This is a genomic window from Nostoc punctiforme PCC 73102, assembly GCF_000020025.1.
Lineage (GTDB): Bacteria > Cyanobacteriota > Cyanobacteriia > Cyanobacteriales > Nostocaceae > Nostoc > Nostoc punctiforme.
On the sequence record NC_010628.1, the window covers coordinates 1,807,689 to 1,829,158 of the forward strand.

The 21,470-nt window shown below is 38.9% G+C and carries 16 protein-coding genes and 2 pseudogenes; 7 read left to right on the forward strand and 11 right to left on the reverse strand.

Going from position 1 to position 21,470, the window contains the following annotated elements; translation table 11 throughout:
* Positions 1-137: 137 nt before the first annotated feature.
* Together NPUN_RS07475 and NPUN_RS37380 are read right to left on the reverse strand one after the other, a co-directional pair.
* Positions 138-506, reverse strand: a complete 369-nt coding sequence (locus NPUN_RS07475; protein ID WP_012408191.1) for a Crp/Fnr family transcriptional regulator — start codon at positions 504-506, stop codon at positions 138-140.
* Between the two features lie 713 nt (positions 507-1,219).
* Entirely contained in the window at positions 1,220-1,603 is a 384-nt protein-coding gene (locus NPUN_RS37380) for a basic helix-loop-helix domain-containing protein (RefSeq protein WP_052304559.1), read from the reverse strand.
* 268 nt (positions 1,604-1,871) lie between these two features.
* On the opposite strand from NPUN_RS37380, the gene NPUN_RS07485 reads away from it, so the two are divergent.
* Positions 1,872-3,102, forward strand: a protein-coding gene (locus NPUN_RS07485; protein WP_086000589.1) for an ISAzo13-like element ISNpu10 family transposase whose coding sequence is annotated in 2 segments (ribosomal slippage) — positions 1,872-2,449 and positions 2,448-3,102 — 1,233 coding nt in all. Because the reading frame shifts where the segments join, the coding sequence is not laid out codon by codon here.
* Positions 3,103-3,224: 122 nt separating this feature from the next.
* On the opposite strand, the gene NPUN_RS40445 is transcribed toward NPUN_RS07485, so the two are convergent.
* Positions 3,225-3,410: a hypothetical protein gene (locus tag NPUN_RS40445; protein WP_148220265.1), complete on the reverse strand. Its 186-nt coding sequence runs from the start codon at positions 3,408-3,410 to the stop codon at positions 3,225-3,227.
* A 240-nt stretch (positions 3,411-3,650) separates the two neighbouring features.
* Here NPUN_RS40445 and NPUN_RS07495 point away from each other — a divergent pair, with 240 nt between their 5' ends.
* From NPUN_RS07495 to NPUN_RS07505, 3 genes are all read left to right on the forward strand, one after another.
* A complete protein-coding gene (locus NPUN_RS07495; RefSeq protein ID WP_012408193.1) occupies positions 3,651-4,088 on the forward strand; it encodes a hypothetical protein in 438 nt (145 codons plus the stop codon).
* A gap of 295 nt (positions 4,089-4,383) precedes the next feature.
* Positions 4,384-7,263 (forward strand): isoleucine--tRNA ligase, encoded by a 2,880-nt coding sequence (ileS, locus tag NPUN_RS07500; RefSeq protein WP_012408194.1) that lies wholly within the window; start codon positions 4,384-4,386, stop codon positions 7,261-7,263.
* Positions 7,264-7,693: 430 nt separating this feature from the next.
* Positions 7,694-8,848 carry a histidine decarboxylase gene (locus NPUN_RS07505; RefSeq protein WP_012408195.1) on the forward strand — a complete coding sequence of 385 codons (1,155 nt, stop codon included), beginning with the start codon at positions 7,694-7,696 and terminating at the stop codon, positions 8,846-8,848.
* A 74-nt stretch (positions 8,849-8,922) separates the two neighbouring features.
* Here the strand turns inward: NPUN_RS07505 and NPUN_RS07510 are convergent, their stop codons facing one another.
* Positions 8,923-10,197, reverse strand: coding sequence for a putative bifunctional diguanylate cyclase/phosphodiesterase (locus tag NPUN_RS07510; protein ID WP_052304560.1), 1,275 nt, complete (start codon positions 10,195-10,197; stop codon positions 8,923-8,925).
* Between the two features lie 434 nt (positions 10,198-10,631).
* Here NPUN_RS07510 and NPUN_RS43025 point away from each other — a divergent pair, with 434 nt between their 5' ends.
* A complete protein-coding gene (locus tag NPUN_RS43025; protein ID WP_012408090.1) occupies positions 10,632-11,654 on the forward strand; it encodes an IS4 family transposase in 1,023 nt (340 codons plus the stop codon).
* A gap of 121 nt (positions 11,655-11,775) precedes the next feature.
* Here the strand turns inward: NPUN_RS43025 and NPUN_RS07520 are convergent.
* Together NPUN_RS07520 and NPUN_RS07525 are read right to left on the reverse strand one after the other, a co-directional pair.
* A pseudogene (locus NPUN_RS07520) lies at positions 11,776-13,497 on the reverse strand (APC family permease); the annotation flags it as partial.
* Positions 13,498-13,731: 234 nt separating this feature from the next.
* A complete protein-coding gene (locus NPUN_RS07525) occupies positions 13,732-14,616 on the reverse strand; it encodes a ParA family protein (protein WP_012408196.1) in 885 nt (294 codons plus the stop codon).
* 256 nt (positions 14,617-14,872) lie between these two features.
* Between NPUN_RS07525 and NPUN_RS07530 the strand changes: the two genes are divergently transcribed.
* Positions 14,873-16,045: a homospermidine biosynthesis protein gene (locus NPUN_RS07530; RefSeq protein ID WP_012408197.1), complete on the forward strand. Its 1,173-nt coding sequence runs from the start codon at positions 14,873-14,875 to the stop codon at positions 16,043-16,045.
* Between the two features lie 133 nt (positions 16,046-16,178).
* Here the strand turns inward: NPUN_RS07530 and NPUN_RS07535 are convergent, their stop codons facing one another.
* Positions 16,179-16,628 carry an adenylate/guanylate cyclase domain-containing protein gene (locus tag NPUN_RS07535; RefSeq protein ID WP_234711060.1) on the reverse strand — a complete coding sequence of 150 codons (450 nt, stop codon included), beginning with the start codon at positions 16,626-16,628 and terminating at the stop codon, positions 16,179-16,181.
* Positions 16,629-16,644: 16 nt separating this feature from the next.
* A pseudogene (locus tag NPUN_RS42485) lies at positions 16,645-16,785 on the reverse strand (IS4 family transposase); the annotation flags it as partial.
* A 145-nt stretch (positions 16,786-16,930) separates the two neighbouring features.
* Here NPUN_RS42485 and NPUN_RS07540 point away from each other — a divergent pair.
* Positions 16,931-18,094: an endo-1,4-beta-xylanase gene (locus NPUN_RS07540; RefSeq protein WP_012408199.1), complete on the forward strand. Its 1,164-nt coding sequence runs from the start codon at positions 16,931-16,933 to the stop codon at positions 18,092-18,094.
* Between the two features lie 184 nt (positions 18,095-18,278).
* On the opposite strand, the gene NPUN_RS07545 is transcribed toward NPUN_RS07540, so the two are convergent.
* The 3 genes from NPUN_RS07545 to NPUN_RS07555 all read right to left on the reverse strand — a co-directional run bounded on the left by NPUN_RS07545 (position 18,279) and on the right by NPUN_RS07555 (position 21,429).
* Positions 18,279-19,103 carry a WecB/TagA/CpsF family glycosyltransferase gene (locus tag NPUN_RS07545; RefSeq protein WP_012408200.1) on the reverse strand — a complete coding sequence of 275 codons (825 nt, stop codon included), beginning with the start codon at positions 19,101-19,103 and terminating at the stop codon, positions 18,279-18,281.
* Positions 19,104-19,270: 167 nt separating this feature from the next.
* Positions 19,271-20,422, reverse strand: a complete 1,152-nt coding sequence (locus NPUN_RS07550) for a glycosyltransferase (protein ID WP_012408201.1) — start codon at positions 20,420-20,422, stop codon at positions 19,271-19,273.
* Positions 20,423-20,535: 113 nt separating this feature from the next.
* On the reverse strand, positions 20,536-21,429 hold the full coding sequence (locus NPUN_RS07555; protein WP_012408202.1) for a glycosyltransferase family 2 protein: 894 nt from the start codon (positions 21,427-21,429) through the stop codon (positions 20,536-20,538).
* Between the last annotated feature and the right edge of the window lie 41 nt (positions 21,430-21,470).

Genomic DNA, 21,470 nt, shown 5'->3' on the forward strand with positions numbered 1-21,470 from the left:
TCAAAAGCCAGAATCTAGAGTTTTCTGAATACTGACTTTTGATTCCCCAAGCGAGAGGATATATGTATGGTCTTCTGGGGAGAAGGTAAGATTAGTCCATTTGTAGAGCGACAGCTGTGCGCCCCTACTAAGGTGCTTTAAACCATGTGCTGCAAGCGGCTCAGACGCTCTGAGTAACTTTTCATCACCTTCAGAGCAAACATAGGTGTTTCCTGAACGGCAAAGAGAAACCCTTTCTCATCAACGAAAGCAAGTTTGCTGTCCACCTTAGCAATAGCTGTGTAAGTTCTATTTTTTACTCCTACAAGTACCCCAACACCAAAAACTTCGCCTGTGTCAATGGTTTCTACAACCTTGCCATTGACTAATATATCCACTGTTCCTTCCAGAATCCCGTACATGTTATCGCCAGGCTGTCCTTCTTCAAAAATGACTTCACCTGCTGAAAATGGTTTAGGGTCGGGTTGTTTTTGAAAGATACTGACTGTTACTACAGGACTTAGCATTAGAGCAACCCCAAAATCTTGGTTTTTAGACGAAACTTTTGGGTAGCTTTACGCGAACCCAGAAAAGTATACTACTTTATGTCGATTAACTCTCAATCCCCGCAAAATTTCTGATTAGTCCCCTAATCACCTAGAAACCTCTAAGAAGGTTTTACTAGGCAAAATCGTCCCTCTCCAAGTCGGAGCTGCGGTGTATACACAAGTCTTCTAGAGTTGCGCTACAGGCTTTTGATCCCCCCAACCCCCTTTAAAAAGCCAGGCAAAAAGCTCTTAAAGTCCTCCTATTTATCGGGGGATTACGGTTCAAGTTTTGTAACTGTTCTGTGGTCATGTCTTTTATTTGCATAGTTTCTCCGAAGAATTTACTTTATTTACGTTTGGTAATTAGCCAACCTAAAGCGATAAATACCACGGTAGCAATGATGCTTAAAGTTAACGATGCGTAAAGGGGATATTTTTGTACTAACGGCAGATTAATTTTATCAATATGTGTTGTGAATACACCAGAGGCGATGTCTACGACGGGCTACGCCTACGCACCACCGCCAAAGCCTATACCTAATATCTGGATTGTGTTTTCTAAGGAGCGATCGCGCTCACTTTGTTCTGTTTCTACTATACCTCGGATAGTATCAACGAATTGTCCAAACAATTCTTGACCTGGAGTCAGATAGTTAATATCTGTTTGGATTTGTTCTCGCCATTTCTTACATTCATTCTTTGTTGAAAAAATCTTGCCAGAATTTGGGTCTATTTCCGTTACCAATAGTTTTAATCTGATCTAAGCAAATTTTGTAGTTAATAATATTAGTAGTAATTGATGTGTGGTGTGTTTGTAAATCTTGTAAGCATCTGGTGTAATCAAAGCTTTTTTTGTGAATTTCTCCCATTAAGCTTTTTAAGCCAGATAATTGTGTTTGATTTTTAGATATCAGGCTGTTAAATTCTTGAATTTTATTTTCTAAATCGCTATAAATTGTTCTCGCATCTCGGTAGCGTTGACGCAAGAGATTAGCATCTGTCACAACTTCACCGGGAAGTTCAGTTAGGGTGTGGCGGAGATGAAAAGCATAAAGGCTGAGGCTGAAATTTTTCACTATTTTGGCTAAGATTTTTATTGTAAATTGTAGCTTTGGTTAAGAGGATGTTTGAAAAGTCATGATTGATGCATAAAATTTTTTTACCCCACCCTAACCCTCCCCTTATAAAGGGGAGGGAACTAGATAGATTTCTTTTTTCCCACCTTTCTAAAAGAAAGGTAACTAGATTTCTTTTTTCCCTCCTTTCTAAGGCATCATGTAAAAATAACTTGAACAATTTGCTGAATGGTAAGATGATCAGAATGTAACCGAATTAAAGGCTTATATGTCTGATAAGCAGGTAGTAGAAAGCATTCAAGACAAGTACGATTCGTTATCGCCTTATTTGAATGAGAAAACACGGCGTATTTGGGCAGCAATTGAAGCCCGAAGCCTGGGCTGGGGAGGCGTGAGTCAGGTTGCGCTCGCAACTGGACTATCCCGGACTACAATCCATGCTGGGATACGGTTATTGTTAGACGCTTCGGGGGAAAAAACCTCGAATGATGATAGTAATCGAATTCGTTCGTCAGGTGCTGGACGTAAACTACTTGAAGAAAAAGACGCAATGCTGCTATCAGATTTAGAATCGCTGATTGAACCAGTGACACTGGGAGACCCAGAATCTCCTCTAAAATGGACTTCTAAAAGTGTTGTGAAACTGGCTGCGGCATTAAACATTGGGGGACATAGGACTAGTCCTAAAAGTGTTTATAACTTACTTGAATCGCTTGGCTACAGCTTACAATCAAATCGTAAAACCCGTGATGGCTCATCTCATCCAGATAGAGATGATCAGTTTTTACATATTTCCAACCAAGTCTTGCACTTTCAATCCCAGAACGAACCCGTATTTCAGTTGATACAAAAAAAAAGAATTAATTGGAGATTTTAAAAATTCTGGAACCGAGTGGTGTGAAAAGGAACAGCCAATTGAGGTGAAAATGCATGATTTTGTTGACCCCAAGTTGGGCAAGGCAATTCCCTACGGAATTTATGACTTAACCTCAAATCAAGGATGGGTAAATGTTGGCATTGACCACGATACCGCAGAGTTTGCAGTCGAGTCTATTCGTCATTGGTGGTACTCAATGGGTAAACAAGTTTATCCCAGCAGTGAGCATATAATGATTACGGCTGATTGCGGTGGTAGCAATAGTTATCGCTCACGATTGTGGAAATTGAAGTTACAAGAATTAGCAACTGATACTGGTAAAACTATTCATGTGTGTCATTTTCCTCCAGGCACAAGTAAATGGAATAAGATTGAGCATCGCTTGTTTTGTCACATTACCCAAAACTGGCGAGGCAGACCATTAACTAGCTTGCAAGTTGTGATTAATCTAATTCGCAATACTACCACCACACAAGGATTAGAAGTTGAAGCTAGATTAGATCCAAATCTCTACAAAACGGGAATCAAGGTTACAGACCAAGAGCTTGATACTATCGCAATCGAACGAAATTCTTTTCATGGTGAGTGGAACTATATTATCAAACCCAAAGTAGTCAGTTAATTGTTCAATTTATTTTTACATAACTCCTAAGGGGGGATTAAGGGGGGGGTAATTCGACTTGTGTATACACCATAGCTTATAAAAGTGAGGGAATTAGATGTTCTAGTTTCCCCTTTCTAATGTTATTTTGGCGTTCGCATTTGCTGATATAGCGTTCGCATTTGTTGATTTAGCGTTCGCATTTGCTGATTTGGCGTTCGCATTTGCTGATATAGCGTTCGCATTTGTTGATTTGGCGTTCGCATTTGCTGATATAGCGTTCGCATTTGTTGATTTAGCGTTCGCATTTGCTGATTTAGCGTTCGCATTTGCTGATTTGGCGTTCACATTTGCTGATATAGCGTTCGCATTTGTTGATTTGGCGTTCGCATTTGCTGATTGCACTTATTCTCAAACAAGAAATCGATATAAAAAATGAGTAAAAATACAGACAAACTCGTAATTATTTCGTTGAACTTTTAATGAAATAAATCCACAAAACTACCCATCTCAGGCAAAAGGATACTCCACTATGTTGAAAAAGGAATTCTTAAAAAAAAGGATATCTCATGTCTTTAAGAACTCGTGGTTCTGCTGCTGTTGACAAAGCCCAACTTCGTCTCGCCTTGCTTAAATCCGTTGATGAAAATCTTGATTTAGGACATGGATTAAGCATTGAAGCCTACAACCACCTCATTAACACTACCCGTGCGACGTTAGAAGCTCATAACACGCTTGTATCCAATCTTGAAGAATCGCGTAAAACAATCACCCAGATGGATAAAGCCCTCTCCGAAATGTCTGAACGAATGCTAAGTGGAGTTGCAACTATCTACGGCAGAAACAGCATACAGTATTCCAAAGCTGGCGGCTCTAATGGAAAAAGAAATAAAAAATCTAGTTCAAAAGTTGCTCCAGTTGTAGCGGTTCTTCCCACTCAACCGGCTCAAGCTGCAATTGCGAATGCGTCAACTAACGGTAACGGCAAAACTCTTTTGCTGCAATAATCCACTTGATCGCATAAATATAGTGCCGTGTCAAGCTTAAATTTGTGCATTAAATGTAAGTTGGGTTTCGACTGCGCTCAACCCTCAGCCATCGAGAGTTGAGCGCAGCGATGCACTGAGCGCAGTCGAAGTGTCGAAACTCGGTTTACTAGTACTTTATTTTCACGCAAGTCCCTTAACGAAAATTCAAGGTAGAGAGAGGTTTATCAAACTCGCTCTCAAATAGCAAATTTTGGTTTTCAGGCTATCTCCTATAATTAATAAAACCTGCACACCTAATTCTAGGCATGAGACTGTGACCGAATCAGGAAGTTACAAAGATACTGTAAACCTACCCAAGACTAGCTTTGATATGCGGGCAAACGCCATCAAGCGCGAGCCTGAAATCCAAAAATTTTGGGAAGAAAATAAAATTTACGATCGCCTCTTTGAAAATAACCCCGGCGAATTATTTATACTGCACGATGGGCCTCCCTACGCTAATGGCTCACTCCATATTGGTCATGCCTTAAATAAAATTCTCAAAGATATTATTAATCGCTACCAAATGTTACGAGGGCGTAAAGTTCGCTACGTTCCTGGTTGGGATTGTCACGGTTTGCCAATTGAGTTAAAAGTTTTGCAGAACATGAAGTCAGCAGAACGACAAAATTTAACGCCTTTACAACTACGGCAGAAAGCGAAAGAATTTGGACTAGCTACGGTAGATAACCAGCGCCAAAATTTTAAACGCTATGGTATTTGGGGTGATTGGGACAACCCTTATCTAACTCTGAAGCCGGAATATGAAGCGGCTCAAATTGGCGTGTTTGGTCAGATGTTCTTAAAAGGCTACATCTATCGCGGTTTGAAGCCGGTTCACTGGAGTCCTAGCTCTAAAACTGCTTTGGCTGAAGCTGAGTTGGAATATCCAGAAGGTCACGTTTCCCGCAGTATCTATGCAGCTTTTCCAGTTACAAGTTTGGCGGAAGCTGTAAAACCACTGTTGGCGGAATATCAGTCAGATTTGGGTGTGGCTATTTGGACAACTACACCTTGGACAATTCCGGGGAATTTGGCTGTGGCAGTGAATGCAGATTTGAACTATGCAGTAGTGGAGGTTTCCCAGTCAGAGGCGCAGAGCAAGTTTAAATACCTCATCGTTGCAGCTGATTTAGTCGAACGGTTATCTTCAACGTTGGGACTTGAGTTAACTCTCAAAGCCACTTTTAAGGGGAATGACTTAGAACATACTACTTATCGTCATCCTCTATTTGACCGCGAAAGTCCGATTGTCGTTGGTGGTGATTACATTACTACTGAATCGGGTACTGGGTTGGTACATACCGCGCCCGGTCATGGTCAAGAAGACTACATCGTTGGTCAGCGCTACGGTTTACCCATCCTTGCACCAGTGGATGACAACGGCAATTTTACCCAAGAGGCGGGAGAGTTTGCTGGGTTGAATGTGCTGGGTGATGGGAATCAGGCGGTGATTGATGCACTGGCTGCGGCTGGTTCTTTGTTGAAAGAAGAACCATACCCCCACAAATATCCTTATGATTGGCGCACTAAGAAGCCGACGATTTTCCGCGCTACTGAACAATGGTTTGCTTCCGTGGAAGGATTTAGAGAAGAAGCACTAAAGGCGATCGCAACTGTAAAATGGATTCCAGCCCAAGGTGAAAATCGGATCACGCCAATGGTAGCGGAACGTTCCGATTGGTGTATTTCTCGTCAGCGGAGTTGGGGTGTACCCATTCCCGTTTTCTACGACGAAGCCACGGGTGAACCACTGCTGAATGAAGAAATTATCAACCACGTCCAAGGAATCATCGCCGAAAAAGGTTCCGATGCTTGGTGGGAACTTTCAGTTGAGGAGTTATTACCGGAATCTTATCGCCAAAATGGTAAGTCTTACCGCAGAGGTACAGACACAATGGATGTATGGTTTGATTCTGGCTCATCTTGGGCATCTGTCGTCCAACAGCGTCCAGAGTTACGCTACCCGGCTGATATATATTTGGAAGGTTCCGACCAACATCGTGGTTGGTTTCAGTCAAGCTTGCTCACCAGTGTAGCGGTAAATGACATTGCACCTTACAAAACTGTGCTAACTCACGGCTTTGCTTTGGACGAACAAGGCCGGAAAATGAGCAAGTCAGAAGGAAATGTGGTTGACCCAAATACAATCATTGAAGGTGGGAAAAATCAAAAAGTAGAACCGGCTTACGGTGCAGATGTCTTGAGATTGTGGGTATCATCGGTAGACTACTCCGGCGATGTCCGCATTGGTAAAAACATCATCAAGCAGATGAATGATGTTAGAGGCAAGATTCGCAATACGGCGCGGTTCTTGTTGGGTAGCTTGGATGATTTTGACCCGGAAAAAGATACAGTTCCCTTCGAGGAATTGCCAGAACTTGACCGTTATATGCTGCACCGCATCACCGAGGTATTTGAGGAAGTTACCGAAGCCTTTGAGAGTTTCCAATTCTTCCGCTTTTTCCAAACAGTACAGAATTTCTGCGTAGTTGATTTATCTAACTTTTATTTAGATGTTGCCAAAGATAGGCTGTACATCAGTGCAAAGGATGCTTTCCGCCGTCGCAGTTGTCAAACGGTGCTGAAAATAGCTTTAGATAATTTAGCACGAGCGATCGCACCAGTGTTATCTCACACTGCCGAAGATATCTGGCAATATCTCCCTTACAAAACACCTTACAAATCGGTATTTGAAGCCGGTTGGGTGCAGGTTGAAGAAAAATGGCGTAATCCAGAGTTAGCAGAATTTTGGTCAGAGTTACGAAAAATTCGTGATAAGGTCAACAAAACTCTAGAAATATATCGATTGCAAAAAACAATCGGATCTTCTTTAGAAGCAAAAGTTGTGGTGCATGTCTTTGATGAGAGATTGCGTCAACGTTTACAAGCTCTCAATCCTAATACTCACGGTTCAGTTGAAAAAAGTAATGGTGTAGATGAGTTACGTTATCTATTTTTAGCTTCTCAAGTAGAAGTGCCATCTGAACCCATTTTTGAGGAAGGAGATGATGCTGGCATATATATTCAGGTTTACAAAGCAGATGGGGAAAAATGCGATCGCTGTTGGAACTACTCTACTCATGTGGGAGAATCAGCAGAACACCCCTTAATTTGCGAACGGTGTGTTGCAGCCTTAGCCGGAGAGTTTTAGCAAATATACCTGAGTTTAACGAACCTCTCTCTACCTTTAAATAAAGTTCAAGCCTTTCCCTCTCCAACTCAGAGAGGGAAAATTTTGTGTACTAAAACCAGAGTGAGGTCTGTTCTTTTAGGTAATTATATAGACACTACCTCAACCGTATAATTCACGTTAACTCAGGTTGTAGTCACCGTCTGAAAAAGATATTTTACGCAATACACATTATTGTTTTTTTGTAAAGCAATTAATTTCTAAGGGTAATATACTTGTAAGCAAAAACTCAGGTGTTTTTACTGAAGCCCGCTAAGTACTTTCACCGTATCCTTTTCATGTATAGAGCCGATTTACAGTATTTTTAATAAAATATAAAGGTATGGATTAATACGTAAATTTTAGATTAAAACATCCATTAACTCAATCAAAATTTAAGAGATACAAAGATATGTCAAGTAAAGTTGCTAAAGAATTGGCAGATTTTTTGCTGCAAATAGAACAGCGATCGCAGTTTCATGCAGGCTATCCGTATAATTTAAGTTGTGATTACAGTGCGATCGGCAAATTTTTCAATCATCTGTTAAATAATGCTGGAGACCCATATATTGAGCCAGATTTTGGTCTCCATTCCCGTAAATTTGAGCAAGAAGTATTATCTTTTTTTGCTCACCTCTATAAAATTCCAGAAAATCAGTTTTGGGGTTATGTTACTGCTGGTGGAACTGAAGGTAACTTATATGGAATTTTCTTAGCAAGAGAAATCTACCCTAATGGGATTCTTTACTCATCACAAGACTCTCATTACTCAATTCCGAAAGCCGCGAAATTATTCCGCATTCAACATAATGTTGTGAATTCGCAAATTAATGGAGAAATGAATTATGACCATTTTGAACAACTCCTTAGCGAAAATCGTCGTTATCCAGCCATCATAAATTTAAATATTGGGACTACTGTCAAAGGTGCAATTGATAACTTAGACAAAGTTCTAGAAATTTTAGAGCGCAATCAGATAAAAGATTACTACATTCATTGTGATGCTGCACTTTCAGGGTTAATATTACCGTTTTTAGATGGCGCTCCGCAAGTTAATTTTCAAAAACCCATAGATAGTGTAGCTATTTCTGCTAAATTCATTGGTTCTCCCTTACCTTGTGGTGTAGTTTTAACTAAGAAAAAATGGGTAGAGAAAGTTGAAACAGAAATTGAATATATTGGTTCAAAAGATACAACTATTCTGGGATCTAGAAACGGTCATACTCCCCTAATTCTCTGGTATGCAGTACAAACAAGAGGTTATGATGGATTAGCTAAAGAGGCTAAGACCTGTATTCATAATGCTCAATATCTTTTCCAACAACTTCAAATCAGAGAATATCCATGTATGTTAAATAATTTTTCAAACACAGTAGTTTTTCAAAAACCTTCTCAAAGATTAATTAAAAAGTGGCAATTAGCAGTTTTTGAAAATTGGGCACACATGATAGTCATGCAGAATATTGTCCGGGAGAAAATCGATATTTTTATTAATGAACTATTGTTAGAACAAGGGTTACTTAATAATGCAAAAAATTTCCAGCTACAGCCAGTATTACAACATTAATGTAGATTCTCAAGTGTAATTGAATTCTCAATTTTACAAGGTATTTCTCCGAACAGAAATTGATACCAAATAACTTATCTCTTTAAAAAGTTCTTGGAACACAAGTTAGCAGCAAGTAGCATTTCTACTTCTGCACTTTCCATAGGTCGTAAGAAAAAATACCCTTGTCCATAATCACATTGTAACGCCTTCAGTTGTGCTAATTGCTCTACAGTTTCTATACCTTCTGCTGTTACAGACATGTTTAAATTATGAGCTAATGTCACAATTGCTCTCACAATCTCTAAATTTTCTCCTCGACTACCTATATTAGTGACGAAAGAGCGGTCAATCTTCAGGGTTTTGATTGGTAGGCGGTGTAGATAACTCAATGATGAATAACCAGTTCCGAAATCATCTATGTGCATCTCGACATTTAGCTCTGTTAACTGAGAAAGCACAGTGGTAGCTAATTCAAAATTATCCATCAACAGGGTTTCAGTAATCTCCAACTTTAAACTGCATGGCTTCAGTCCAGTTTCTTGCAAAATATGTTTAACTTGTTTAAACACATCAGGTTGCGTTATTTGTTTCCCAGAAAAATTTACGCTAATTGTCAGAGGTAGTGAGCTAGGAAATTTTTGATGCCATCTGTGCATTTGCTGACAGGCTTCAAAAAGCACCCATTGCCCAATACTAACAATCATTCCAGTTTCCTCAGCCAGGGGAATAAAATCTTGAGGAGAAATAAGCCCTCGTTTTGGATGATACCAACGTATCAGGGCTTCAAATCCAATAATTTTGCCAGTTATAAGTGAAATAATTGGCTGGTAATTAAGGCGAAATTCTTTTTGCTTAAGCAGTGCATTTCGCAAAGCAGTTTCTAACTCTAATAGCAAAGATGCACCCTCGTACATCTTTTGGTCAAAGACCTCATAGCGTGCTTTGCCAAGTGATTTGGCGCGGTACATTGCAACATCGGCATCGCGGAGAATATGCGCTGATTGTTCATAATCTGGTTTACTTAAAGCGATGCCGATACTAGCATTAGTAAATACCAGATGCTCATTTAATTCAAATGGCAAAGCTAGCACCTTTTTAATTCGCTCGGCTACCTGTATGGCGATGTCAATATCCTCAATGTCCTCAATTAAGATAGTGAACTCGTCTCCACCAAAGCGGGCAACTATGTCTCCGGTTCGCAGAACTGACTTTAACCGATGGGAAATTGCAATCAAAAGTTGATTTCCTAGTAGATGTCCCAGGCTGTCGTTAACAACTTTAAAGCGGTCTAGGTCTAAAAAGAGTACGGCAAATAAATAATTATTTTGCTGTTTAGTACGTTCTATTGCTTGCTGGACTCGCTCCATAAATAATCGTTGATTAGGTAAGCCAGTTAGTCCGTCATGAAGACTATTGTGAAGTAATTGCTCTTGTGCTTGTTGACGCTTGATAATGTCTTGTTCTAGTTGTTGATTTACTCTGATAAGTTCAACGGTGCGTTCTAGAACCAGTTTTTCAAGCTGATAACGATATTGAATTAATTCTTCCTCTACTAACTTACGCTTAGTGATGTCACGGATAATAACAACATACTCCCGAAGCTGAGAATTAAATGGCTGGGAAATAGTCGATTCAACAATTCTTAGACCTTGATTTATTTTTAAAGTTTGCTCAGTTCTGATAGACCATTGCTTTGGTTTGCCGTGATAGCCAAAAGTGTTGAATGTTAAGAAAAATCCGATAAAAACAGCCCAAAATATGTTAAATTTTGGGCGGAAGATTAAAGTATATCTATTTAATAGTGATTATAAATTCATTTCCCAAGATTGTCAAAGATATCTTGAGAGGACTGCCAAAAAACGATTATCCAGTATTGAACAGTCGTCTGTTCTTTGAGTGCTGGTTATCTTATGCTATGGATAACAGCTTAACAAGTATGCGAGATTTATTTAACAGATTAAACAACACAGGATTTCCGGTAGATATTTCTACTTTCTCTAAAGCAAACTTACATCGAAGTCAAAAACCTTTTCAAGAAATTTACCAAAAATTAAATGAATTAGTACAGAAGAAAGTTCAAAAAAAGTTACATGATAAATATGCAATTTGTCCAATAGATTCAACAATTATTACTCTCACAAGTAAATTGTTATGGGTACTAGGACACCATCAAGTAAAACTTTTCAGTTCTCTAAATTTAGCTACTGGAAGTCCATCAGATAACTTCATAAACTTTGGACATGACCATGACTATAAATTTGGTTGTAAAATGATGTCTAGTCTACCAAATAATGCTGTTGGTGTAATGGATAGAGGTTTTGCTGGATTAAAATTTATCCAAGAATTAGTCCAAGAAAACAAATACTTTGTTTTGCGGGTAAAAAACAATTGGAAGTTAGAATTTGAGGAGCAAACTGGATTAATTAAAGTTGGTGCATCTAATGATGCTCAAGCCTATAGAGTGATTAATTTTTGTGATTTAGAAACGAAAACTGAGTTTCGATTAGTAACCAATTTACCAACATTAGGAGAGGCTGCCGTTAGTGATTATGAAATCAGGGATATTTATCGATTGCGTTGGGGAGTTGAATTGTTGTGGAAGTTTTTGAAAATGCACTTAAAACTTGACAAGTTAATTACTAAAAATGTTAATGGTATCACCATACAAATTTACGTTACTTTAATAGCTTATCTAATTTTACAGATATTATCTGTACCACAACAATGGGGACATACGCTATTAGATAAATTCCGCTATTTACAATCTTGTATGTGTCAGAAAATAAGTTATGTTCATTGGTTTGAAGAGATGATGTCATGTTGACTATTTTAGGCTTTTTAGAGTTAGTGTAACTAGATATGTAAACTTTTGTATCAGCATTCAACATTTCTGCGTGATAGCATACTAAGAGTTGATTTAAGTTTTGCCCAAGCAACTCCTGAACATTGGTTTGAAATAATTCTTCAGCCGCAGCATTAATCTGACAAATTTTACCGTTTTCATCTAAAACTAAAACAGTATCTGGAACAGTGTCAAGAGTAGTGATAAATAGACTTTTTGCTTGTTTGCGTGCTTCATCAATAGCAACAATTTGTGGTAGAGTTGTCCAGCAAGCGATCGCTACCCCAATCAAAGAAAGCGTCACTAACAGAATAGCTAGTAAAGAGTTTTGAGGATTATCAGAAACTCTGCCTAATAAATCGCGGATAACCCAACTGCTTGTGGCAGTAATACAAATTAATGATACTAAAACGATCACCTGTAGTATCAGAAAATCTGAATTGTTTCTACTAGACCAAGTGTAGTAACGCTGTGTCCACGATTCCAACTGTAATGGCGCAAACCTTAAGCGACGTAGCCCGACATCTCCTATCATCAGAATAATGGGTAATAATAATCCCACTAAAAAATCTCTCCAATTCCAAGCTAAACCTCCTACTATTAGAACTACCGCTTCTACAAAGAAAAAACCAAGTGACCACCAAGGCCATAACACCTGGGGTTTTCCCCGACACAGCCATAATCCCAGATGTAATCCCATAATGGACATCAGATAACAGGTGCCTGCTACTGTGACAAGTTGAGATACATTTCCCAAATTTAGACACAGCAAACTGATTAAAAAGGTAACGAAGATAGCAGGTCCAAGGACACCTTGACGGGAAACTAATGCAAATATGGAAGAAATCTGTCTGTCCAAGGCAAGTTGGTATAATATCCGAGGAGAGTTGGAAACTGCCGTAGCAGAACTTAGAAGGCAAGATACAGTAATCAAAAGTGTTACTAGAAAAGAGGCAGATTCACCCCAAAAAGGCTTAGAAGCCGCGACTAAATTTAAGAACGCATCTTCACCTATTGTTGGATTTGGAGCCGAACACATTAATACCCAAGAACCACCTAAAAATACTGGAGGAATTAGCCAAGCAGCTACGGTTAAGAACTTTAAAGTTTTATATGGATGGTGGCTATCAGCAACAAAAGAAGAAGTGGTTTCGCAAGCATAAATTGAGTAGCTAGCCAGAAAAAACCACTTTGCCCATTCTTGAAAGCTCAGACTATGTGTGCTAGTTGAGATAAGTTTAAAACTAGTAGGTGAGGAGGCGAACCATAACACACCTTGAATAGAAAATAAAAGCAGTAATAAAATCGCTGGGAATACAAAAAATAAATGCAGGAGCGCTAAAGCACGAGTGCCACTGAACGCTAAAATAAAAGGAATTGCTGTAAATAGAACTTTTAATAAAGTTTCTGGACAAGAAATACCTAATGTTTCAAAATTGACTTTAATTAGGTTTGTCAGAATAATTGCATACAGTGCCGGTGCTGCTGCCCAGCTAAAAAAGTATCCTAATGCTACGTAACGACCGAAGCCAGGAAAATTTTTTAATAGCCTTGTGGTGTAATTCGGTGTTCCTCCAGCGATATCTGGCCAATGTCTACCTAGACTTTGTACCTGCAAGTTCAGTAAGAAGGAAACGATCGTGCCAACAAACCAAACTAAAATCGCTTTAGGCCCTAACGCCGCATGAATAATAGGGGCAGTACCAATCCATCCCACATGACCCGTTAAGCCAAAGCCCCAGGTTTCGAGATAACTCAGAGTCCGTGGTAAACGTATTACCAAGTTCTGATTTTTCTCTGTCGGTATAGAATTTTGAGTAAGCATTGTTTCTTAGTAAGATTTACTGACCTTTTCACTCAATAGCCGAATCTCACTGCATATAGCTTCCGTATAACTGCTGGACTTATATAAAAGATAACTTACTTATAGCAATACTATCTAATTTATGAAAATTCGTGCCGTCCAGATCCCCGGCAACTTTTACGAAGTCGGGGATCTAATCTTTAATGAATGATTTAGGACTGCTATATTACCCTCATTAGCTTACTGCTTAGGTCTTTATAGCTTTTGCAATAACTCCTGAGTTAACTGAAAAAACGCTTTTGAACCAGCTGATTGGGGAGCATTTAAAACAGCTGGCATAAAACTATCAACAGCCTTAGCAACATTGACATCAACTGGTATTTGTACTTTACAAATTTTCTCTACACCGAAATCTTCTACAACGCGGTGCATCACTTGTTTATAGTATCTGCCCGTGAGAAGGTTAGCAGTAGACATGCTGAATACAATTCCCAGCATTTTTATATCTATTTTGGTTTCATGTCCATGACTATCTTTTAATTGGGCGATGCGTCTTTCTAGTAGTTGAATACCCACCACAGATAAGGGTTCTGGTTTTGCAGGAAGTATGTAGAAATCGCTGGCAGCTAAAGCGCTACGAGTTAATAAATTATATCCAGGGGCACAATCGAGAAGGATAAAATCATATTCTTGACGCACTGGTTTTAAAATATTATTAATCAGGACTCTTTCAAAGCGATTCCAAATCGTTTCAAAGTCCTGTTCTCCTAGTGCAGTCGCTTGTTGATGTAGCATTTCTGATACAACAAATTCATCATACAAGTCAATATCTCCTGGTAATAAATCCAGTCCGGGAAGATTACAAACCTGGGATTGAATGATATCTTGAATTGTGAGTTTTGCTTGTGGGTCTGGATTGATAACTTCGTCGATCAGATATCTAAATGTCTTGCTTTGTTTACGACGCTTGGCAAAATCTAAAGGCGACATCAAACTGAGTGTGGCGCTAATTTGGCTGTCTAAATCAAGGACAAGCACCCGCTTGCCATGATTTTTAGCTAAACAGGTAGCTAAGTTGACGGTGAGGGTGGTTTTACCAACGCCACCTTTCATGTTTGCAGTAGCAATTACATATCCCATTGGTTGAGTCCTCTGTTGACGCATTCACATCTAGGTAGCGTACACCTCTCTCGATTTATTAAATCTTCCATTAAATTTAATATTTTTGGAAACTCAACGAAGAGGCAGGGGGCAGGAAGCAGGGGGAAGAGGGAAATGACCACTTCTTCATGCCGTGGGTGGATTTACCTGCTGCTGTACTACTTAAATTGCTATCACTTTAGTTAAAACCTAGATACCATTAGATTCGGCGTGTTTACTGTTCGGGAGTGCCAAAATGTCTAAACAGCTGGGTCAAAAAATTGCACCTACACCTATATCAAATGATATCAATGTAGTGGATTTGATCGATCAATACTTCACTGCCTATAACTCAGCGCGGTTGCGGGAAATCTGCCAACTTCTGAGTCGTGATGTGCTAACCGAAGGTGTTACTGTCGGAGTTAGCCTTTCCGGTGCGATGACACCAGCAGGATTTGGGGTTTCAGCGCTTGCACCCTTAATTCGCAACGGCTTTATTGATTGGATGATTAGTACTGGTGCAAATCTTTACCACGATATGCACTACGGTTTGGGTTTTGAACTCTTTGCTGGTAATCCCTTTTTGGATGATGTGAAACTGCGTCAGGAAGGGACTATTCGCATTTATGACATTATTTTTGGTTACGATGTACTACTAGAAACTGATGCGTTCATCCGCAAGATTCTGCAAGGCGAAGCGTTTCAGAAGCGGATGGGAACTGCTGAGTTTCACTATTTGTTGGGTAAGTATGTTCGGGAAGTAGAAAAGCAACTGGGTGTGCAGCATTCCTGCTTACTTGCTACAGCTTATGAGTATGGCGTGCCTATATATACGTCTTCTCCAGGAGATAGCTCTATTGGGATGAACGTGGCGGCTTTGGCTTTGGAAGGTTCGCAGTTGGTGTTAGATCCATCAATTGATGTAAATGAAACTGCTGCGATCGCATATAATGCCCGTGAGTCAGGTGGTAAAAGTGCGGCTGTAATTCTCGGTGGTGGTAGTCCTAAGAACTTTTTACTACAAACTCAACCGCAACTTCATGAGGTATTAGGACTAGAAGAACGAGGACATGATTACTTTGTGCAGTTTACCGATGCACGTCCAGATACAGGCGGTTTGTCTGGAGCAACCCCATCAGAAGCCGTTAGCTGGGGTAAAATTGACCCGGAAGAGTTACCTAACACAATTGTTTGTTATACCGATAGTACGATCGCTCTACCACTAGTAACAGCATACGTCTTGAATAAGTGCCAGCCTCGTCCCCTGAAGCGTATCTACGACAAGCGAGAAGCCATTTTGGATAAATTGCAAAAAGACTATCTAGCAGCCAAAACCCAACCATCGGATCAGGTTCCCGCAGCAGTGGCTGAAAGTGCCCAAAAGCAAACAGCGACTTATCCCTGTGGGCGGCTGATTCCGAATACGTAGGGAGCAGGAAAGGATTAGGGGACGAGGGAGACAAGGGGCACAAGGAGGACAAGGGGGAAATTATTGAACAAGTCTCTCCTCTCCCTTGTCTCCTCTCTATGCCCAATGCCCAATGCCCCATGCCCCATGCCCCTCATCCCTTTTGCCCAACCAAAAAATAAGTTGTCATTTTCCCTTTCCCTTTAACTTCGATTTCACCCCGCTTTTGAAATAAAAATTTATTACACAAGGACTTATAAATATCTTCTGTAACCTGGATTTTACCAACAATACCTTGAGATTCCATGCGGCTAGCGATGTTTAGCGTGTCTCCCCAGAGATCGTAAGCAAATTTGTTGAGGTCAATTACTCCCGCCACTACGGAACCACTATGGATGCCGATACGGTTGTTGAAGTTTTGGTTATTTTCAGTATTAAATAGAGCGATCGCTTGAGTATGATCTGGGCGGCGTGTAGGTAAGCCACCAACTACCATATAAGCATCGTTAATAGTCTTGATTCTCTTCAAACCATGTTGTTCAGTGAGGCGATCGAAAGTTGAGAAAATCGAGTTGAGTAAGTTTACAACTTGAATTGCACTCATACAAGTGAACCGAAATATAATCATGGTCATGCCCAAAGTTGATGAAGTTACCTTCTGGACTCCCAGTAGCTAGATTTAAAGAACTGAAAAGCTTGACTTGATGATGTCCTAGTACCCACAACAACTTGCTGGTTAAAGTAATAATTGTTGAATCAATTTATGATTTCAGTCCACTTGAGTGGACTTTGGCTATCAGCCTTGCACTTCAGTGTAGGATGGGATATCGAGCAAGTGCGATACTTTAAAAAGTATAAAAAATTATTCTGTAATATAATAATTGTGCTTTTTATTAAATATCGTTTATGCCTTATCGCAGAAAATTTTTAAAAAGAGCAGGATACACAACCCTTTCTGCCTTATTGACTATGGGGTTTTTACAAAAGGATAGGCAGAAGGAAGATGGTAGCACAAATGCTGCTACGGCAAATTATCTAAGTGCAAGTGCAAATGTCAATTCTCCCCTTCGGCAATTAGCAGCTGCCAAAGGGAAGCTTTATGGCGCAGCAGTTTCTAGTGAATTTTTGCTACAAGAGAAGGGTTACGCTGACCTAATTGCTCGTGAATGTTCGATAGTGACACCAAATGGTGAATTAAAATGGAACGCCACTGAACCACAGCCAGGAAAATTTACTTTTGAGTCAGCAGATGCGATCGCTGGTTTCTGCCAAAAGCATAATATACAATTGCATGGGCATACCCTTTTCTGGCACATGGGAAAACCAGACTGGCTACCTTACCCCCCCACTCTTAAAATGCTAGAACGCCATATTAAAGGAGTTATGGGGCATTATCGCAATAGCCCTGTTTTAAAGTCTTGGGATATTGCCAATGAAATTATCGCTGATAGTGAAAATGAAACTGATAATGCTACCTACGGTTTGCGTAAAGGGGTAAAACGAGAATTAATTCGAGATTTGTTTTTAATTGCGGCTTCAGTTGATAACACCAAGAAATTTTACCTAAACGATTTCGGCATCGAAGGCGCTACATGGAAATCAGATCGTTTCTTAAAAATGGTCGAATATCTGAAGAATAGTGACGTTAAAATTGATGGTGCAGGTATACAGTCACATCTATGGTTTTCTACTGCTTATGGTTTTGATAAGAAAGGATTTAATTCTGTCTTAAAACGGCTTAACGATCTTCAAGTTAAACCAATAATCACAGAATTAGACATTATCATTGATGCCCCACTGCCTGATAGTATTAAAAAGCTAGATCAGATGGTAGCCGACAGTTACAAGCGATATCTTGACCTCTGCTTTGCGGCTGGAGTTGATACTGTAATTACATGGGGAATCACCGACCGTCATACCTGGATACGTCATCCCGACTGGATGCCAGGAAAAACCTTTAGAAACAATCCAAGTCTTTGGAAATTTCTGCGTCCACTTCCCTTCGATGAAAACCTGCAACCTAAACTTGCTCGCAACGCTATTGCCCAGGCTTTTCAGCAAGCAACTTAATACTCATTTAGACGTAAATAGCGCTTTTAAATGTCATTTTGAACTCAGGATGTGGGGATATTCTTCCTTATTGACAATGATGAAAGATAAAGTATGTGGCGTAATTAGTAATTAAACTTAATACAGTATTTCATAAATTTGTGACAAATTGAGTGACGTACTGGTGAGGCTGGACGAAACTCAATTATGCTACAAACTTGTGGAATCTTGTAGTGAGAAATAACAACATTCTATTTTTTTTTTGTTGACTTGGCACACTCCAAATTTCTCGTAAAAATAATGTAGCTACAAACCAAGGCTCAAGCAAGTAACGTCTCCAAAGTCTTTTCGGTTCAGATAATAAGCGATACAACCATTCCAATCCAACCCTTCCCATCCAGCGAGGAGGAGTAGGTAATGCTCCTGCTACATAGTCCATACAGGCTCCACTAGTCAAAATAGTGTTGGTATGAATATATTCCAGATTTTCCGAAATCCAATACTCTTGGCGTGGCATACCCATCCCCACCATTAATACATGAGGTTTGTAAGCATTAATTGCAGCCAGAGTCGCAAGATTTTCTTCACTATCTTTATCCATATCAATATAGCCATGAGCGCAAGCAATCTGTAAACCAGGAAATTTCTGGCGCAAAATACTTGCTCCTTGTTCTGCCACTCCTGGCCTTGAACCTAAATAGAATACACGCCAGTCTTTATTAGCTGCTTCTGCCATCAGAGGCCATACCCAGTCAGCATAGGTTACTCTTTGTTCTCGTTTCATTGGAAAACCTAACAACTTTCCAATAAACAATAGAGGCATACCATCAATATGAATATATTCAGCCTTGGCATAAAACGCTTGCATTTTTGGATCGTTATGAAAGAGATAAAGACTATGCAAGTTGTGATTAGCAATAATCCATTTCTCGGTTTTTTCAATAGACTCTTCAATTAATAAATTTAACTCTGGGATAGAGAGTGCATCAACTTTAACACCAAGAAGCTTATAAGAAAATCGATTTTTCATGACTGAAAGAATTTTTGTTTTTATAATTATGAAAGTTGGTTTCAGAAGAAAGGCGAGTATTTAAAAATTAAGTAATAGCAATATTTAAATATTTCAAATTTCCAATGCTAAAAAAATTAAATTTAAATTTTTTAGGCCGATATATTCTTTGAAATAAATAAATTTCACTAAGAAGCTCTTACTTCCATGAGAATTTTTGCTACATTCTGCGCTCTTGCATTCCAGGAATATTTCTCTGTAATTAAGGTATATGCTGTATCTACAAGTAACTGATATTTCTTAAGATTTGAAGCTGCATCTAGCACTGTATTAGCGACATCTTCAGTAGAGTATCCTGTTACTAAAAGATGCTCTAAATGCCGAAATTCTTCTAAACCTCGCAATCCTTCTGGTGTTGATACAACTAACTTTCTACTAGCGAAATAATCTAACGCTTTATTACGAGCGCCACCTGCTACTGCTTGCTTAGAGAACGGTAACAAAGCAATATCTGCATATTTAACATGTTTAACAAAATCCTCTCTTTTAGGTAAAAATCCCAAAAAAGAAATATTAGAAGGTATTGGTTCTGAAATATCACTACTATCCCTACCTATAACAACAAAATGTATTTTCTCCTGATGATTTTCAATATGTTTAGCAACCTGAATAGTCATTGAAACAGACATATCATTACTTGGAAACTGAAATGTTTTAGGAGCAATAAGAAGCACTATTTTTGCTGGTCTAAATGCTTGATAAGGGTCTTTGCTCAAAAAAGATTCAGTACTTAGTAAGTCTTCAGTAACTCCATTTCCGATACTATAAATCTGCTCTGGAGCTTTACCATACCACTGTGAAATTAGTTTAGGAATTGAGTCACCTGCTGCAATAATTGGACTACCAGAAAATATCAGAATTCCCTGAGCAATATATGTCTTAATACATTGTACAAACTCTTTGAAAGGATTGGCAACTGAAAACAAGCGCATCCAATATTCATACGCTGAAAATGTATGAAAATCTAAGACAAGAGAGGAATTTCTGCGTTTTTTAAGCCTCAGTGAAATTAAAGCAGCTAATCCAGGTAATGTTTCTTGAGCATAAACGATATCTGGACAAAACTCATCAATACATTTTTCTATAGTTTTAATATATGACTTCAGGCTTCTTGATCCAATAGAAATAGAAGGTGCATACTTAACAGATGAACAATCTAATCCTAGCTGAAGAACATCAAAATCTTTAGTAAGATATTGTCCTAAATAAAAAGGTCTAGTAAATGCACCAAATGGTTGGCTAGAATCAAGTGTTGAGACAATAAGTAAACGTTTTCCCATAATACTGATGATTTAAATATTTAAGAAATTGATTTTTGAAACTACATTTTTTGACTGATTTAGATGTTTATTAATTATCCAAACATGATTAGTTAACTATCCTAGTAGCAGAATCAAACTTCTGAGTTGCTTTGGTTAATATCTTCAGAAAATGTAGGAGAAATTGCCAAATTTCTGTAACCAATAATTGCTCTTATATAGGGTAAAAACCAATAGAATATCCATAACGGCCCAGAGTGTCTGATACAAAATATAGTCCAGGGTTTTAATGGAAATCCTTTAATTTGTAGCGCCTTTTTTAAGCGCTGTAATATACTTAAATTAGTATCTACCCAACTGTTACGGATAGAGTTTTTAGTACAAGTACCAATATATCCAGGAGCTATCCATATTTGACAACCCAATTTACGCGCTCTGAGGGCATAATCTAAATCTCCTAAACTGTGAATAAAAACTGTATCAATATTGCCAACTTTTACAGCAACAGTTTTAGGGATTAGCACACAGTTACCATACATAGCATCGCATTTTTGAATAATCGAAATTGGTTCTAAAAATTCAAATTTGTTAGAATACCACTTTTTAGATTTTACTGCTCCTCCATAGGTTGCTTTTCCTGTCATTGGGTCTTTAGTTGAACCAACTACAATTGAGTCTGGATAACCTTGTGCAGTCAAATCTTGATGAATCTGTAATAATTTGCTGACAGCATTGGGTTCTAGAAATGTGTCATCATTCAACCATAGATAATAATCATATTGATTTTTTATCGCCTCATCAAAGGCAAGATGCATTCCTCCTACCCAAAATAAATTACCATTACCCTGAAGAATATGTACATCTGGATATTCTGCTTTGATAGCTTGTGCAGTCCCGTCAGAGCTACCATCATCAGTTAGATAAACATCACAATGATGTTTTTGCTCATATAAAGTATGTAGACAGGCAAGAGTTGTATTACGCCTGTTATGACAGGTCATAACTACAGCTATATTTGCTTTTTTCATCTTATTTATCTCACGTAATTTATATGGAAATGAGCAATACA

What these genes read in the sequence shown, in the direction of transcription:
- NPUN_RS07475 (WP_012408191.1), bottom strand. Translation starts at nt 506, where the DNA reads ATGCTAAGTCCTGTAGTAACAGTCAGTATCTTTCAAAAACAACCCGAC.
- NPUN_RS40445 (WP_148220265.1), bottom strand. Translation starts at nt 3,410, where the DNA reads ATGCGAACGCTAAATCAGCAAATGCGAACGCTAAATCAACAAATGCGA.
- NPUN_RS07495 (WP_012408193.1), top strand. Translation starts at nt 3,651, where the DNA reads ATGTCTTTAAGAACTCGTGGTTCTGCTGCTGTTGACAAAGCCCAACTT.
- NPUN_RS07505 (WP_012408195.1), top strand. Translation starts at nt 7,694, where the DNA reads ATGTCAAGTAAAGTTGCTAAAGAATTGGCAGATTTTTTGCTGCAAATA.
- NPUN_RS07510 (WP_052304560.1), bottom strand. Translation starts at nt 10,197, where the DNA reads ATGGAGCGAGTCCAGCAAGCAATAGAACGTACTAAACAGCAAAATAAT.
- NPUN_RS07525 (WP_012408196.1), bottom strand. Translation starts at nt 14,616, where the DNA reads ATGGGATATGTAATTGCTACTGCAAACATGAAAGGTGGCGTTGGTAAA.
- NPUN_RS07530 (WP_012408197.1), top strand. Translation starts at nt 14,873, where the DNA reads ATGTCTAAACAGCTGGGTCAAAAAATTGCACCTACACCTATATCAAAT.
- NPUN_RS07535 (WP_234711060.1), bottom strand. Translation starts at nt 16,628, where the DNA reads ATGAGTGCAATTCAAGTTGTAAACTTACTCAACTCGATTTTCTCAACT.
- NPUN_RS07540 (WP_012408199.1), top strand. Translation starts at nt 16,931, where the DNA reads ATGCCTTATCGCAGAAAATTTTTAAAAAGAGCAGGATACACAACCCTT.
- NPUN_RS07545 (WP_012408200.1), bottom strand. Translation starts at nt 19,103, where the DNA reads ATGAAAAATCGATTTTCTTATAAGCTTCTTGGTGTTAAAGTTGATGCA.
- NPUN_RS07550 (WP_012408201.1), bottom strand. Translation starts at nt 20,422, where the DNA reads ATGGGAAAACGTTTACTTATTGTCTCAACACTTGATTCTAGCCAACCA.
- NPUN_RS07555 (WP_012408202.1), bottom strand. Translation starts at nt 21,429, where the DNA reads ATGAAAAAAGCAAATATAGCTGTAGTTATGACCTGTCATAACAGGCGT.